We start from the raw sequence: 14,720 nt of genomic DNA on the forward strand, positions 1-14,720 counted from the left end.
TCCTCGCGCATTAAGCTTTCTCGACCTTCACCAGGAAGGACTTGAACTCCGGTGTCTGCGAGTTCCCGTCCCCCACGACCGGGGTCAATGTATTGGCGAGGTAGCCTGCCTTGGCGACGCCCTTGAATCCCCAGTGAATCGGGATGCCCACGTGCTGGACCTTCTTGCCCTCGATCATCAGTGCCTTGATCCGCTTGGTGACCACCGCCTTCGCGACGATCGACCCCCGGTTCGAACTCACCTTGACCCGGTCGCCCGCGATCACGCCGACCTCCTTGGCCAGATCCTCGCCGATTTCGACGAACTGCTCCGGCTGCACGATCGCGTTCAGCTTCGCGTGCTTGGTCCAGTAGTGGAAGTGCTCGGTGAGACGGTAGGTCGTGGCGGCGTGCGGGAACTGCTCCTTCTTGCCGAACGCGGCCCGATCGTCCGGGAACACGCGCGCCGCCGGGTTGTTCAGCGCCAGCGCATTGTTCGGATGCATCGGGTTGTAACCCACCGGCGTCTCGAACGGTTCGTAATGCTCGGGGAACGGCCCTTCGGCCAGCCCGTCGCGCGCGAAGAACCGTGCGACACCCTCCGGATTCATGATGAAGGGCCCCATGCCCGTCTCGGGCGGCTCGTCAACCTTGTAGTCCGGCACGTCGATGCCGCTCCACGTCTTGCCGTTCCACCCGATGATCTTGCGCCGCGCGTCGAAGGGCTGACCCGCCACGTCGCAGGATGCGCGGTTGTACAGGATCCGCCGATTGACCGGCCAGGCCCACGCCCAGTTCAGCGTGTTGCCGATGCCGCTCGGGTCGGAGTTGTCGCGACGACCCATCTGGTTGCCGGCCTTCGTCCACGCGCCGCAATAGATCCAGCAGCCGCTGGTCGTCGTGCCGTCATCCCGCAGCAGCGCGAACGACGGCAACTGCTCGCCGGCCTTCGCGAGGATCTTGGTCGGATCCTTCGGGTCCTTGATATCCGCCAGCGCCCGGCCGTTGTACTCCATCGCCAGCTCTTCCGGCGTCGGGCTTTCCGGCTGGAGATAGGTCCACGTCAGCTTGGTGATCGGGTCCGGATACTTGCCGCCGTCCTTCTTGTACGCCGCGCGCATGCGCAGGAACAGGCCCGACATGATTTCCAGGTCGCTGCGCGTTTCCCACGGCGGCTGCGCGCCCTGCCAGTGCCATTGCAGCCAGCGGGCCGAGTTCGTCACCGATCCGCGCTCCTCGGCGAAGCAGGTCGTCGGCAGGCGGAACACTTCCGTCTGGATCTTGCTCGGGTCGACGTCGTTGAGCGCGCCGTGGTTCGCCCAGAATTCGGACGTTTCGGTGGCCAGCGGATCCATGATCACGAGCCACTTCAGCTTCGACAGCGCTTCCGTGCTCTTCTGCTTGTTCGGCGCCGACGCCAGCGGGTTGAAGCCCTGGCAGATGTAGCCGTTCATCTTGCCCTGGTGCATCAGTTCGAACGCCTGCAGCAGGTCGTACGACTTGTCGAGCTTGGGCAGGTAGTCGTAGCCCCAGTTGTTGTCCTTGGTCGCGGCGTCGCCGTACCAGGTCTTCATCAGGCTGACGAAAAAGCTGCGGTAGTTCTTCCAGTAACTCAACTGGTTCGGCCGCAGCGGCTGCGCGGCGCGCGCCTTGATGTAGTCCTCGTACTCCTGCTCCTTCTCCGTCGGCAGCGTCATGTAGCCGGTGAGCAGGTTCGACATCAGGCCCAGGTCGGTCAGGCCCTGGATGTTCGAGTGACCCCGCAGCGCGTTCATGCCGCCGCCGGCGATGCCGATGTTGCCCAGCAGCAGCTGCACCATCGCACCGGTGCGGATGATCTGCGCACCGATCGAATGGTGCGTCCAGCCCAGCGCGTACAGGATCGTGCCGGCGCGGTCCGGACGGGCCGTGGTCGCCAGCATCTCGCACACGGCGAGGAACTTGGCCTTGGGCGTGCCGCACACGCTCTCGACCTTCTCGGGCGTGTAGCGCGCGTAATGCGCCTTCATCAGGTTGTAGACGCAACGCGGGTGCTGCATGGTCATGTCGACCTTCGCGTAGCCCTGGTCGTCCTTCTCGTAGTCCCAGGTCGTCTTGTCGTACTTGTGCGCCTTCTCGTCGTAGCCCGAGAAGATGCCGTCCGTGAACTGGAAAGCCTCACTGACGATGAACGGCATGTCGGTGTAGTTCTTCACGTACTCGTGCTGGATCTTGTCATTCGTCAGCAGGTAGTTGATCACCCCGCCGAGGAAAACGATGTCCGAGCCGGTACGAATCGGGGCGTAGAAATCCGCGACCGATGCCGTACGGGTGAAGCGCGGGTCGACGACCAGCAGACGCGCCTTGTTGTGCGCCTTCGCTTCCGTCACCCACTTGAACCCACAGGGATGCGCTTCTGCGGCGTTGCCGCCCATCACCAGGATCACGTCCGCATTCTTGATGTCGACCCAATGGTTCGTCATCGCTCCACGGCCAAACGTCGGGGCAAGACCTGCCACCGTCGGACCGTGTCAGACACGCGCCTGGTTGTCGAACGCCAGCATGCCGGTCGCCCGGATCGCCTTGTGCGTCAGGTAGCCCACTTCGTTGCTGCTCGCCGAGGCCGCCAGCATGCCGGTGGTCAACCATCGGTTGACCGTCTGGCCTTTCTCGTTCTTTTCCACGAAGTTCGCGTCGCGGTCCGCCTTCATCAGCGCGGCGATGCGGTTCAACGCGTCGTCCCACGAGATCGGTTGCCACTTGTCGGAACCCGGGGCCCGGTATTCCGGCACTTTCAACCGGCTCGCGCTGTGGACGAAATCGATCAGGCTTGCGCCCTTCGGGCACAGCGTGCCGCGATTGACGGGGTGATCGGGGTCGCCCTCGATGTGGATGATGCTGGCCGTGGCGTTCTTCGCGCCGTCGCCCAGACCGTACATCAAAATGCCGCATCCTACTGCGCAGTAGGTGCAGGTGTTGCGAGTTTCGGTCGTGCGCGACAGCTTGTACTGACGCACTTCAGCAAGCGCCTGCTGGGGAGCAAACCCGAGCATCGCCATGCTTGAACCGGCCAGTGTGGCGCCCGTTACTTTTAGGAACTGGCGCCGTGACATCTGAACCATGATGTGCCTCGGCTTGTATTGTGGGAAAACGCCTGGATTATACGTCCAAGCTGCGGTTTTCCGTCGCGGCGCCAATCGGTCGCGGGGCGGAAAGCAACAGCCCGGGCGGCGAATCCCCATTCCCGCTTCATGAGAATCGGCGGCGTTGTTTGTAAACCTCTTCCAATTCCCCGTTTATTCCGCCAAACGACTGAAAAATCAGTCGAAAAAAACCTTCTCTCCGGATAAGACGGGCGTATTCCGTGGAGGATCGTTGCGGAATGTCGAAAAGATATTTTCATAATATTTTTTCCGTGCAAGAATATTTTCAAGATTACATAGAACTTACATGCCGCCCCCGTCTCCGCCCCTCGACACCGAGAACTCGATTCTGCGCACGATCGCCACGGCTGCGTCGCTCACGCCGGTGCAGCGCCGGATGGCGAACTTCGTCCAGGACAACATGTTCCGCGCCGCGACGATGAGCATCGACGAGTTCGCCGTGGCGGCAGGCGCGTCGGCGGCCACGGCGAACCGGTTCGCGCGCGCGCTCGGTTTCGATGGCTATCCGTCGTTCAGAGGCGCTCTGGTCCGCGGTTACGAGGCCAATCTGGCGCCGGTCGAACGCCTGCGGCGCGCGCAGAACAGCGCGCAGGCGAGCGCGCCGGGCCGCGATGGCCTGCTCGACGCGTCGCTCGCGCAGAGCGTGAACAATATCGAGACGACCCGGCTCGCGCTCGACCCGGCGGCCTGCACGACGATCGTCGATGCGATGCTGGGCGCGCGCCGGGTGCATGTTCTGGGATATGGCGCGAGCGCCTTCCTCGCGGGCCTGACCGAGCACGGCTTCACCCCCTACTGCCCCGACATCCAGTCGCTGGCGCTGCTGGGCGGCCCTTCGCACGCGGCGCGGCGGCTGTCGAGCGCGGGGCGCGAGGACGTGCTGCTGTCGATCGGATTTCCGCGTTACTCGGCCGACACCGTGACGCTGACCCGCTACGCGGCCAAGCGCGGGGTGCGGATCTTCGCGCTGACCGATTGCCCCGTGTCGCCGCTCGCCGCGCTTGCGCAGGTGTCGCTGTTCATCCGTTCGACGCGCCAGCTCGCCGCCAATTCCGATGCGGCGGTGCTGACGGTGATCGAGGCGCTGTGCGACCTGGCCGCGCACCGCAGCCACGACGCGGTCCGCGCGGCCACCGATCTCACCGAGTCGGTGTTGCCCTGGCTGGTGCAGCAGCCGGTCCCGGAGAGCGCCCGCGCGACGTCCGCGGCGGCATCGGAAACGAACCGCCGCGCCGCCGGCTCCCGCATCGCGCCACGGCGGCAGCCGCCAGGTGTCACGAAATGACCGACAGGATTACCGACGCAATGAACCAGGCAGTGGGGCACCCAGACGCGCGACAGGCGCAACAGGCGCAGGACGCGCCGGACGCACTCCGCCAGGCGGCGCCCGCCAACCCAGCGGTCATCGTCATTCACGGTGGCGCCGGCACGCTGGTGCGCGCCGCGATGTCGGCGACGGCGGAAATCGCGTACCGCGCGGCACTGCGAAGCGTGCTCGAAGCGGGCCAGGCGATTCTCGCCGCCGGCGGCAGCGCGCTCGACGCGGTGACCGAAGCGGTGCGCCTGCTCGAAGAGTGTCCGTTGTTCAATGCGGGGCATGGCGCGGTGTTCAACGAAGACGGTACGCACGAACTCGACGCCGCGATCATGGACGGCGCGTCGCTTGCCGCCGGCGCCGTGGCGGGCGTCACGCGGCTGCGCAACCCCGTGCTGTGCGCGCGCGCGGTGCTGCGCCAGGGCGAGCATGTCCTGCTCGCGGGCGCGGGCGCCGAACGCTTCGCCGAGGCGCAGGGCTGCGAGACCGTGCCGAACGCTTTCTTCGGCACCGATGCGCGGCGTACGCAGTGGCAGGCAGCCCGCGCGGCGAGTGCCGGCATGCTGCTCGACCACGATGCCGAAAAGCTTGCCGCCGTGCCTGCCGCCGCCCCGATCGATCCCGACCGCAAGTTCGGCACGGTTGGCGCGGTCGCCTGCGATGCCCAGGGACATGTCGCCGCGGCCACCTCCACGGGTGGCATGACCAACAAGCGCGTGGGCCGCATCGGCGACTCGCCGCTGATCGGCGCGGGATGCTACGCCGACGACGCGACCTGCGCGGTATCGGCGACCGGCAGCGGCGAGCATTTCATCCGCATCGTCGCCGGACATGCGCTCGCCGCCCGCATCGAACATACCGGCGCGCCGCTCGACGCCGCCGCGCGCGACGTCATCGACGGCAAGCTGGCGGCCATCGGCGGACGCGGCGGGTTGATCGCCGTCGATGCACGGGGCCGGATCGCGATGCCGTTCAATACCGAAGGCATGTACCGGGGCCATGCGCGGGTGGGCGAACGCCCCGTCGTCGCGATCTACCGCGACGAACCCTGAATCGGCTCTGACCCCACCCTGAACGGACCCCGACGCCGAACGTCCCGCCGCGCGCCTTCGCTCCGATCCGCCCCCATTCCATCGTCCAGCAAGAGAGATTTCACCCGGTGCAGACCCCAGACCGCTCCCCCCGCCGCGACGCCGCCGCCCACGCCACCCCTGCAGCGGGCGTTGCCGGTCTCCGGCAGACCCCGCCGCCGGTTTCCGGACAGGCCGCCGCGGCCGCCGGCGACCGCGCGCGCGCGGATTTCCCCGCCTCGCGCGTGCTGGCGGTCGACGGACTGAGCGTGACGTTTCGCGCCGAGGGCGGCCCCGTGCGCGCGGTGCGCGACCTGTCCTTCACGGTGGCGCGCGGTGAAACGCTGGCGATCGTGGGCGAATCCGGATCGGGAAAATCGGTGACCTCGCTCGCGCTGATGCGCCTCGTCGAGCACGGCGGCGGCCGCATCGACGGCGGCAGCATGCGGCTGCGCCGCCACGACGGCGCGGTGCTCGATCTGGCGAGCGCGAGCGCGTCGGCGCTGCGCGGCGTACGCGGCGCCGACGTCTCGATGATCTTCCAGGAACCGATGACTTCGCTGAACCCGGTGTTCACGGTCGGCGACCAGATCGCCGAGGCGATCATGCTGCACCAGGGCAAGAGCGCCGCCGAGGCGAAGACCGAAGTGCTGCGCCTGCTCGAACGCGTGCGCATCGCCGAGGCCGCCAACGTCTTCGCCCGCTATCCGCATCAGCTCTCGGGCGGCATGCGCCAGCGGGTGATGATCGCCATGGCCTTGTCGTGCAAGCCGACGCTGTTGATCGCCGACGAGCCCACCACCGCGCTCGACGTCACCGTGCAGGCGCAGATCCTCCAATTGATCCGCACGCTGCAGGACGAAATGCAGATGGGCGTGATCTTCATCACGCACGACATGGGCGTGGTCGCCGAAGTGGCGGACCGGGTGTTGGTGATGTACAAGGGCGAGAAGGTCGAGGAAGGCCTCGCGCCGCAGGTCTTCGCCGCGCCCGCCCATCCGTACACGCGGGCGCTGCTGGCCGCCGTGCCGAAGCTGGGCGCGATGCACGGCACCGATCTGCCCGCACGCTTCGACCTGCTGCGCATGAGCGAGACGATGGGATCCGCCGCTTCGGCAGCATCGGCCACGCCCGTCGCACCCGTCGTGCATGCAGCACCGCGCGCGCAGCCCGCCGACGCCGGCAAGCCGCCGGTGCTGGAGGTCCGGGACCTGGTCACGCGCTTTCCCGTCAAGACCGGCTTCTTCGGCCGCATCACGCGCCAGGTCCACGCGGTCGAGCACGTCAGCTTCGATCTCTATCCCGGCGAAACGCTGGCCCTGGTGGGCGAATCCGGCTGCGGCAAGTCGACCACCGGGCGCTCGCTGCTGCGTCTGGTCGACAGCCAGAGCGGCAGCATCCGTTTCATGGGCCAGGACATCTCGGCGTTGCGCGGCCCCGCCCTGCAGGCGCTGCGCCGCCATATCCAGTTCATCTTCCAGGATCCGTTCGCCTCGTTGAACCCGCGCCAGACGGTCGGTTTTTCGATCATGGAGCCGTTGCTGGTGCACCGCGCCGCAAGCCGCGCCGAAGCCGAGAAACGCGTCGCCTGGCTGCTCGAACGGGTCGACCTGCAGGCCAGCGCGGCGCGGCGCTATCCGCACGAGTTCTCCGGCGGCCAGCGTCAGCGCATCGCGATCGCGCGCGCGCTCGCGCTCAACCCGCAGGTCGTGATCGCCGACGAATCCGTGTCCGCGCTCGACGTCTCTGTGCAGGCGCAGATCGTCAACCTGATGCTCGACCTGCAGGCCGAGCTGGGACTGGCCTACCTCTTCATCTCGCACGATATGGCGGTGGTCGAGCGCATCAGCCATCGGGTCGCCGTCATGTACCTGGGACAGATCGTCGAGATCGGGCCGCGCCGCGCGGTGTTCGAAGCGCCGCAGCACGCGTACACCCGCAAGCTGATGAGCGCGGTGCCGGTCGCCGATCCGGCGCGCCGCCACGCGCCGCGCCTGCTGTCCGCCGACGAGATTCCCAGCGCGATCCGGGATGTCGGCGACGCGCCCCAGGTCGCGCCGCTGGTCGAGGTCGCGCCGGGGCACTACGTCGCACGCCACGCGGTCGGCGGCGCTTATTGAGATTGCGCCCTCGGACCGTTGCCTCGGACCGCAATGCTGAATGACAGCGTCGAATCGCAGTACAGAAACCGAAGTATCGATATTGCCGTAACGAATCGCCGTCCCGAATCACCTACTTCATATGTCACAGGGAATCGCACCATGTTGAATCCGCTTGCGCACTTGCTTGTTCCTGCCCGCTCATCCGCTCCCGCCGCCGGCCGCGCCGCGCGCGCCGGCCAGCCGTTCGCGCTGAAGGCGCTCGCCGCCGGCATCCTGACCGCCGTGGCGCTGAGCGTGACGCATGGCGCGCTCGCAGCCGGCAACGAACCCGTCATGGCCGTGTTTTCGACCTTCACGACGATGGACCCCTACGATGCGAACGACACGCTGTCGCTCGCGGTGGCGAAGTCCTTCTACGAAGGACTGTTCGGCTTCGACCAGAACATGAAGGTGCACGACGTGCTCGCCACCGGCTACGAATCGAGTCCGGACGGCCTCACCTACATCGTCAAGCTGCGCCCGAACGTCAAGTTCCAGGACGGCACGAATTTCGACGCCGCCGCGGTCAAGGCGAACTTCGACCGCGTGACCGACCCGGCGAACAAACTCAAGCGCTACAACCTCTTCAGCGTGATCGCGAAAACCGACGTGCTCGATTCGAGCACCGTGCGCTTCACGTTGAAGTATCCGTTCTCGGCATTCATCAACACGCTCGCGCACCCGTCGGCCGTGATCATCTCGCCGACCGCGCTGAAGAAATGGGGCAAGGACATCGCCTTCCACCCGGTGGGCACGGGCCCGTTCGAGCTGGTGTCGTGGAAGCAGTCCGACGACCTGAGCGTGAAGAAGTTCGCAGGTTACTGGCACACCGGCTATCCGAAGGTCGACGGCATCATCTGGAAGCCGGTGATCGACAACAACACGCGCGCCGCGCTGATGCAGACGGGCGAAGCGGACTTCGCGTATCAAATTCCGTATGAGCAGGCTTCGGCCCTCAAGGCCAATCAGAAAGTCGACGTCATCGCCGCGCCATCGATCATCGCCCGGTATGTCAGCCTCAACACGCATCAGAAACCGTTCGACAACCTGAAGGTACGCGAGGCGCTGAACTACGCGGTCAACAAGGATGCGCTGGTGAAGGTGGCCTTCTCCGGATACGCTACCCCGGCAGTCGGCGTCATGCCGGAAGGCCTGGAAAACGCGACCAAGCAGGGGCCCTGGCCCTATGACCCGGCAAAGGCGCGCGCGTTGTTGAAGGAAGCGGGATATCCGAACGGCTTCGAAGCCACGCTCTGGTCCGCCTATACCTACACCACAGCCGTCAAGGCCATTCAGTTCGTACAGCAGCAGCTGGCACAGGTCGGCGTCAAGGTTCAAGTGCAAACCTTGGAAGCCGGCCAGCGCGTCGAACGCGTCGAGAGCGCGCAGAACCCCGACACCGCGCCGGTACGCATGTATTACTCGGGCTGGTCTTCGTCGACCGGCGAGGCGAACTGGGGCCTCACGCCGCTGTTTGCGTCGATCTCCTTTCCGCCGAAGTTGATGAACACCGCGTACTACAAGAACGACGCGGTCGACACCGACCTCACCGACGCGCTGAAGACCACCGACCCGACCAAGAAAGGCGCGTTCTACGCCGACGCGCAAAAGCGCATCTGGAACGACGCGCCCTGGATCTTCCTGGTCACCGAGAAGGTCGTCTACGCGCGCTCGAAGCGTCTGACCGGCGCCTACGTGATGCCCGACGGCTCCTTCTATTTCAACGACATCGCGCTGAAACAGTAAAGGCCGGCGCGGGGCCCGCTCGCGGGCTCCGCCGCATGCCGCTGCTTCACGTCTTTGCTTCACGCGCCACGCACCCCCGGATGACTTTCTCCAGATGTTGAACTTTGTCGCCAAACGGCTCGTCGGTCTGCTCTTCACCCTGGTGCTCGTCGGGGTGCTGGTGTTCCTCTTCGTCCATCTGCTTCCGGGCGACCCCGCGCGGCTCGCGGCGGGTCCCGACGCCGACGCGGCCACGGTCGCGCTGGTGCGCCACGACCTCGGTCTCGACCAGCCGCTGCCCCGCCAGTTCGCGCACTTCGTCTCGCACGCGCTGACCGGCGATTTCGGCACGTCCACGCGCACCAAGCGCCCGGTCAGCCAGGAGATCGGCGACCGCTTCATGCCGACGCTGCTGCTCACGCTCGCAAGCCTCGCATGGGCGGTGGTCTTCGGCATGGTCATCGGCGTGATCTCGGCGGTGTGGCGCAACCGCTGGCCGGACCGGCTCGGCATGACGCTGGCGGTGTCCGGCATCTCGTTTCCGGCGTTCGCGCTCGGCATGCTGCTGATGCAGCTGTTCTCGGTGAAGCTCGGCTGGTTTCCGGTGATCGGCGACGGCAGCTGGCGCAGCTACGTGCTGCCGTCGATCACCCTCGGCGCGGCGGTGGCGGCGGTGCTCGCGCGCTTCACCCGCAGCGCCTTCGTCGACGTCTTTCACGAGGACTATGTGCGCACGGCGCGCGCCAAGGGCCTGAGCGAATGGCGCGTGGTCGCCAAGCATTGCCTGCGCAACGCGCTGGTGCCGGTGGTGACCATGATGGGGTTGCAGTTCGGCTTCCTGCTCGGCGGCTCGATCGTCGTCGAGACGGTTTTCAACTGGCCGGGCCTCGGCCGCCTGCTGGTCGACGCGGTGGCGATGCGCGACTACCCGATCCTGCAGGCCGAAGTCCTGCTGTTCTCGGTCGAGTTTCTCTTTATCAATCTGGTTGTCGACGTGCTCTACGCGGTCATCAATCCGACCATTCGTTTCAAGTGAGACGCAGATGAATCCTTCCACGAATGACCCGGGCACGCCCGTCGATCACGATCTGAATCCGGTCCGCACCGAAGCCGGAGAGATCGCGCGCGCCGCGGCGCTGTCCCCCGCCGACGTGCAGACGCGCATCGACGCGCCCGCCGCCGCGCAGGGCCCGGGCATGTCGGCCGCGGCGATGGTGGTGCGCACGCCGGGCGCGGAATTCTGGCGGCGTTTCCGCCAGCAGCCGATCGCTCTCCTCGCCGGCGTGTTCATCGTCCTCCTGGTGATCGTCGCGGTGCTCGCGCCCTATCTCGCGCCGTATGACGCGGAAAACTATTTCGATTACGACGCGCTCAACGCCGCGCCGTCGGCGCACCACTGGTTCGGCGTCGATTCGCTCGGGCGCGATGTGTTCAGCCGCCTGCTGGTGGGCTCGCGCCTGTCGCTCGCGGCCGGCATCCTGTCGGTGACGATCGGCGCGGTGATCGGCACCGTGGCCGGTCTGCTGGCCGGCTATTACGAAGGCTGGTGGGACCGCATCACGATGCGCGTGGCCGACGTGCTGTTCGCGTTCCCGGGCATCCTGCTCGCGATCGCCGTGGTGGCGATCCTCGGCAACGGCATGGTCAACGTGATCTGCGCGGTCGCCGTGTTCAGCGTGCCCGCCTTCGCGCGGCTGGTGCGCGGCAACACCCTGACGCTCAAGCACCTGACCTACGTGGAAGCGGCGCGCAGCATCGGCGCGTCCGATGCGCAGATCATTTTCCGGCACATCCTGCCGGGCACGGTGTCGTCGATCGTCGTGTATTTCACGATGCGCATCGGCACCTCGATCATCACGGCGGCGAGCCTGTCCTTTCTCGGGCTGGGCGCGCAACCGCCGACGCCCGAGTGGGGCGCGATGCTCAACGACGCGCGCGCCGACATGATGACCGCGCCGCACACGGCCCTCTTTCCCAGCCTCGCGATCTTTCTGACGGTGCTGGCGTTCAACCTGCTGGGCGACGGCCTGCGCGACGCGCTCGACCCGAAGCTCGCGAAGAAATGACGGCGCCCATGGCCGACGCGATGGGGGTGCGCGGGGCGCCGGGAGCGGAACGGACGTCGCAAGCAGAAACGGCGGCAGGTCATGGATCGCGGACATTCGACGCGCCGCGCATCGGTACGCTGCCCGCCGGGCCGCTCGGGACCATCGCCGATGTGGCCGGCGTCACCGTCGGTCACCATACGCGCGACGCCGGCGGCATCCAGACCGGCGTCACCGTGATCCGGCCGCACCCTGGCGACCCGTTCCGCGCCAAGGTACCGGCCGCCGCCGCCGTCATCAACGGCTTCGGCAAGAGCCTCGGCCTGCTGCAACTCGACGAACTCGGCCTGATCGAAACACCGATCGCGCTGACGAATACATTCGCCATCGGCGCGCTGGCCGAGGCGCAGACCCGCCATGCCTGCGAGCGCAATCCGGAAATCGGTCGATCGTGGCCGACGGTGAACCCGCTCGTGTTCGAATGCAACGACGGCTACCTGAACGACCTGCAGGCGATGGCAGTGCGCGGCGCGGACTACCGGCTCGCGCACGACGCCGCCGCACCCACGTTCGCACAGGGCAGCGTCGGCGCGGGACGCGGCATGTCGTGCTTCGATCTGAAGGGCGGTATCGGCTCCGCGTCGCGCCAGGTCGCGATCGACGGCGAGCGCTTCGTCGTCGGCGCCTTCGTGCTGGCCAACTTCGGCCGGTTGCCGATGCTGACGGTGGGCGGCGCGCCGTTGGGCCGGCAACTCGCGGCGCGTCTCGCCGCGGCGGCGCCCGTGACGGCGGCGTCGACACCGGCATCGTCGACATCGACATCGGCATCGGATCCAGCGGAAAAAGGCTCGATCATCATGGTGATCGCCACCGATGCACCGCTCGATAACCGCCAGTTGCGGCGCATCGCCGCTCGCGCCGCCGCGGGACTGGCGCGCACCGGCTCGGTCTACGGACACGGCAGCGGCGACATCGCACTCGCCTTTTCGACGGCCTACACGGTGTCGCACGCGCCACCGACGCGCCATGCGCTGCCGGCGCTGATCCATCCGGCGGCGCTCGATCCCTTTTTCATCGCGACGGCCGAAGCCGTCGAGCAGGCCATCGTCCACGCGCTCTGGTCCGCGCGGAGCGTGACAGGCCGCGACGGACACCGCCGTCAGGCCCTTACCGAACTGGCGCCGGACTGGCGCGAACTCCTATGAACCTTCTTATTTCCGCCGATATCGAAGGCGTCGCCGGCGTTTTCCATCCCGAGCAGACACGCCAGGGCAACCCCGAATACGAGCGCGCGCGCCGCTGGATGACGGCCGAAGCGAACGCCGCCATCGAGGGCGCGTTCGACGGCGGCGCGACGCAGGTCGTGGTCAACGATTCGCACGGCGGCTTTCGCAACCTGCTGCCGGATCTGCTGGATGCGCGGGCGCAGATCATCCTCGGCAAGCCCCGTTACCTCGGCATGATGGCCGGTATCGATGCCCCGTGCGACGGCGTATTCATGCTCGGCTATCATGGCCGTGCGCAGAGTCGCGGCGTACTGGCGCACACGATCAACAGTTTCGCCTTCGCGCGCGTCTGGCTCGACCACGACGAAGTCGGCGAGGCCGGGCTGTATGGCGCGCTCGCCGAGGAATACGGCGCGCAGGTCGTGCTGCTCACCGGCGACGATGTGCTGGAAGCGGAAACCCGGGAACGCTTCGCGCTCGCGCGGCACGTACGCACGAAGGTCGCCGCCGGCTGCCACAGCGGCACGTCGCTGACGCCGGACGCCGCCTGCCGCGCGATCCGCGAGGCCGCGGGTCTCGCCACCGCGGCGCTGGCGGCCCGGCGCGGCGAGGCGCGGACGGCGGCGTCCACGCCGGGCGCAGGCCGCACGGCGCGACGTTGCCGCCTGCAGGTCCAGACGCCCGCGCTTGCCGACCTGTTCTGTCAGTGGCCGACGCTGGTGCGCGAGGACGGCGTGACGTTGCACTTCGACGCCGCGTGCGTCGAGGACGCGGTACGCATGCTCAACTGCCTGTCGGCAATGTCCGCCATGCTGCGCTAGCCGAATCGGCGAGGAAACGATGCAGACGCTTGAAAAACAGGACCGTGACGCACCGGGTACGCCCCGGCCCCATGCCATGGGTGTCGTGCTCGCGGCGCCTTCGACGCGGGATGCCTCGCTGGCGGACGCGATCGAGATCGCGCTCTTCCCTGCGCGAGTCGAGGTCCTGTACGAAACGGCGAACGTCGCGCCGCATGTGCAGCGAACCCACGAAGCGGATGCCGGCGGCACGGTGGAAGATGCCAACGCCACCCCGTCGACTGTCGCGGCCGCGCTTCGAGACAGCGCGGCCGCGCTGGCACTGTTCGATGCCGCGCGTCGTCTCGCCACGCGCGGCGCTGCCGTCATCCTGCTGCCGGCGGGAACGTCGGATACCCTCGTCGCGTCGCTGGCGGCCGAATTGCCGCTGCCGGTGCGCGCCCGGAAGCGCGACGATCACGACACGGCGCAGCGCCTGACCCTGCCGCTCACGGCCGCGCCGCGACCGTTCAAGATCGGCGTGGCGGGCGGCGTCGGCCCCGCCGCCACCGTCGATTTCCTCGACAAGCTGGTGACGGCGACGCCCGCCGCGCGCGACCAGGATCATCTCCGGGTGGTCCTCGAACAGAATCCGCATATTCCCGACCGCACCGCGCATCTGCTCGGCCGCAGTCCCGCGGATCCGGCCGTGGCCCTGTACGCGGCTTGTCTGTCGCTGGTGGAAAACGGCGCAGGGTTGATCGCGATTCCGTGCAACACGGCGCATGCCTATGCCGCGGTACTGCAGGCGCGACTGCCGGTCCCGATCGTCAGCCTGCTCGACGAGACCATCGACCATATCGTCGGGGAATTCGGTGGCCGGGCGCCCGGGCGCGCGGTGCAGGTCGGTTTGCTGGCCACCAGCGGCACGATCGCCAGCGGCGTGTATCGCGATGCCGCGGCGCGGCGCGGCCTGACGCTGCTGCTGCCCGACACCCCGCATCAGGACCGCGTCATGGCGGCGATCTACGGCGAGCGCGGCGTCAAGGCGGGGTTTCTCGAAGGCGAGTGCGTCGTGAACCTGCTGGCGGCGGCGTCGCATCTCGCCCGCGCGGGCGCCGAGGTGCTGATCCTGGGCTGCACGGAATTGCCGCTGCTGCTGGAGCACGACAGGCATTTTCCGATCGGCGACACGCATGTGGCGCTGGTCGACCCGACCCGCGTGCTGGCCGAGCGGTGCGTGGCGCTGGCGCGGGAGGCGAACGAGGCGGCACGCCTGCGGGAAGATTAGGCGCGGG

10 protein-coding genes are annotated in these 14,720 nt (G+C 67.4%); 9 read left to right on the top strand and 1 reads right to left on the bottom strand.

Annotated features, from left to right (window positions below):
• Nucleotides 1–10 precede the first annotated feature (10 nt).
• The gene (gene fdnG / locus OVY01_RS01020) at nucleotides 11–3,079 is read right to left on the bottom strand and encodes a formate dehydrogenase-N subunit alpha (RefSeq protein WP_267844969.1); all 3,069 of its coding nucleotides are present in this window, start codon (nucleotides 3,077–3,079) and stop codon (nucleotides 11–13) included.
• A gap of 328 nt (nucleotides 3,080–3,407) precedes the next feature.
• Here fdnG and OVY01_RS01025 point away from each other — a divergent pair, with 328 nt between their 5' ends.
• The 9 genes from OVY01_RS01025 (at nucleotide 3,408) to cuyB (ending at nucleotide 14,713) form a co-directional block, all read left to right on the top strand.
• Nucleotides 3,408–4,406: a MurR/RpiR family transcriptional regulator gene (locus OVY01_RS01025; protein ID WP_267844971.1), complete on the top strand. Its 999-nt coding sequence runs from the start codon at nucleotides 3,408–3,410 to the stop codon at nucleotides 4,404–4,406.
• Between the two features lie 161 nt (nucleotides 4,407–4,567).
• Nucleotides 4,568–5,488, top strand: a complete 921-nt coding sequence (locus tag OVY01_RS01030) for an isoaspartyl peptidase/L-asparaginase family protein (RefSeq protein WP_432422212.1) — start codon at nucleotides 4,568–4,570, stop codon at nucleotides 5,486–5,488.
• A 263-nt stretch (nucleotides 5,489–5,751) separates the two neighbouring features.
• Nucleotides 5,752–7,626 carry a dipeptide ABC transporter ATP-binding protein gene (locus tag OVY01_RS01035; RefSeq protein WP_267847624.1) on the top strand — a complete coding sequence of 625 codons (1,875 nt, stop codon included), beginning with the start codon at nucleotides 5,752–5,754 and terminating at the stop codon, nucleotides 7,624–7,626.
• A 141-nt stretch (nucleotides 7,627–7,767) separates the two neighbouring features.
• On the top strand, nucleotides 7,768–9,393 hold the full coding sequence (gsiB, locus tag OVY01_RS01040) for a glutathione ABC transporter substrate-binding protein GsiB (protein ID WP_267844973.1): 1,626 nt from the start codon (nucleotides 7,768–7,770) through the stop codon (nucleotides 9,391–9,393).
• 94 nt (nucleotides 9,394–9,487) lie between these two features.
• Nucleotides 9,488–10,408 (top strand): glutathione ABC transporter permease GsiC, encoded by a 921-nt coding sequence (gene gsiC, locus OVY01_RS01045; protein ID WP_267844974.1) that lies wholly within the window; start codon nucleotides 9,488–9,490, stop codon nucleotides 10,406–10,408.
• A 160-nt stretch (nucleotides 10,409–10,568) separates the two neighbouring features.
• Nucleotides 10,569–11,438 (top strand): glutathione ABC transporter permease GsiD, encoded by an 870-nt coding sequence (gene gsiD, locus OVY01_RS01050; protein WP_267847625.1) that lies wholly within the window; start codon nucleotides 10,569–10,571, stop codon nucleotides 11,436–11,438.
• Complete coding sequence (locus OVY01_RS01055; protein WP_267844975.1) at nucleotides 11,435–12,622, top strand: P1 family peptidase; 1,188 nt, start codon at nucleotides 11,435–11,437, stop codon at nucleotides 12,620–12,622. Before gsiD ends, OVY01_RS01055 begins: the two co-directional genes overlap by 4 nt.
• Nucleotides 12,619–13,464, top strand: coding sequence for a M55 family metallopeptidase (locus tag OVY01_RS01060; RefSeq protein ID WP_267844976.1), 846 nt, complete (start codon nucleotides 12,619–12,621; stop codon nucleotides 13,462–13,464). Before OVY01_RS01055 ends, OVY01_RS01060 begins: the two co-directional genes overlap by 4 nt.
• A gap of 19 nt (nucleotides 13,465–13,483) precedes the next feature.
• Nucleotides 13,484–14,713 carry a cysteate racemase gene (cuyB, locus tag OVY01_RS01065; RefSeq protein ID WP_267844978.1) on the top strand — a complete coding sequence of 410 codons (1,230 nt, stop codon included), beginning with the start codon at nucleotides 13,484–13,486 and terminating at the stop codon, nucleotides 14,711–14,713.
• Nucleotides 14,714–14,720 lie beyond the last annotated feature (7 nt).

The sequence above is a fragment of the Robbsia betulipollinis genome, assembly GCF_026624755.1.
Classification (GTDB): domain Bacteria; phylum Pseudomonadota; class Gammaproteobacteria; order Burkholderiales; family Burkholderiaceae; genus Robbsia; species Robbsia betulipollinis.

What these genes read in the sequence shown, in the direction of transcription:
- OVY01_RS01025 (WP_267844971.1), top strand. Translation starts at nt 3,408, where the DNA reads ATGCCGCCCCCGTCTCCGCCCCTCGACACCGAGAACTCGATTCTGCGC.
- OVY01_RS01030 (WP_432422212.1), top strand. Translation starts at nt 4,568, where the DNA reads ATGTCGGCGACGGCGGAAATCGCGTACCGCGCGGCACTGCGAAGCGTG.
- gsiB (WP_267844973.1), top strand. Translation starts at nt 7,768, where the DNA reads ATGTTGAATCCGCTTGCGCACTTGCTTGTTCCTGCCCGCTCATCCGCT.
- gsiC (WP_267844974.1), top strand. Translation starts at nt 9,488, where the DNA reads ATGTTGAACTTTGTCGCCAAACGGCTCGTCGGTCTGCTCTTCACCCTG.
- gsiD (WP_267847625.1), top strand. Translation starts at nt 10,569, where the DNA reads ATGTCGGCCGCGGCGATGGTGGTGCGCACGCCGGGCGCGGAATTCTGG.
- OVY01_RS01055 (WP_267844975.1), top strand. Translation starts at nt 11,435, where the DNA reads ATGACGGCGCCCATGGCCGACGCGATGGGGGTGCGCGGGGCGCCGGGA.
- OVY01_RS01060 (WP_267844976.1), top strand. Translation starts at nt 12,619, where the DNA reads ATGAACCTTCTTATTTCCGCCGATATCGAAGGCGTCGCCGGCGTTTTC.
- cuyB (WP_267844978.1), top strand. Translation starts at nt 13,484, where the DNA reads ATGCAGACGCTTGAAAAACAGGACCGTGACGCACCGGGTACGCCCCGG.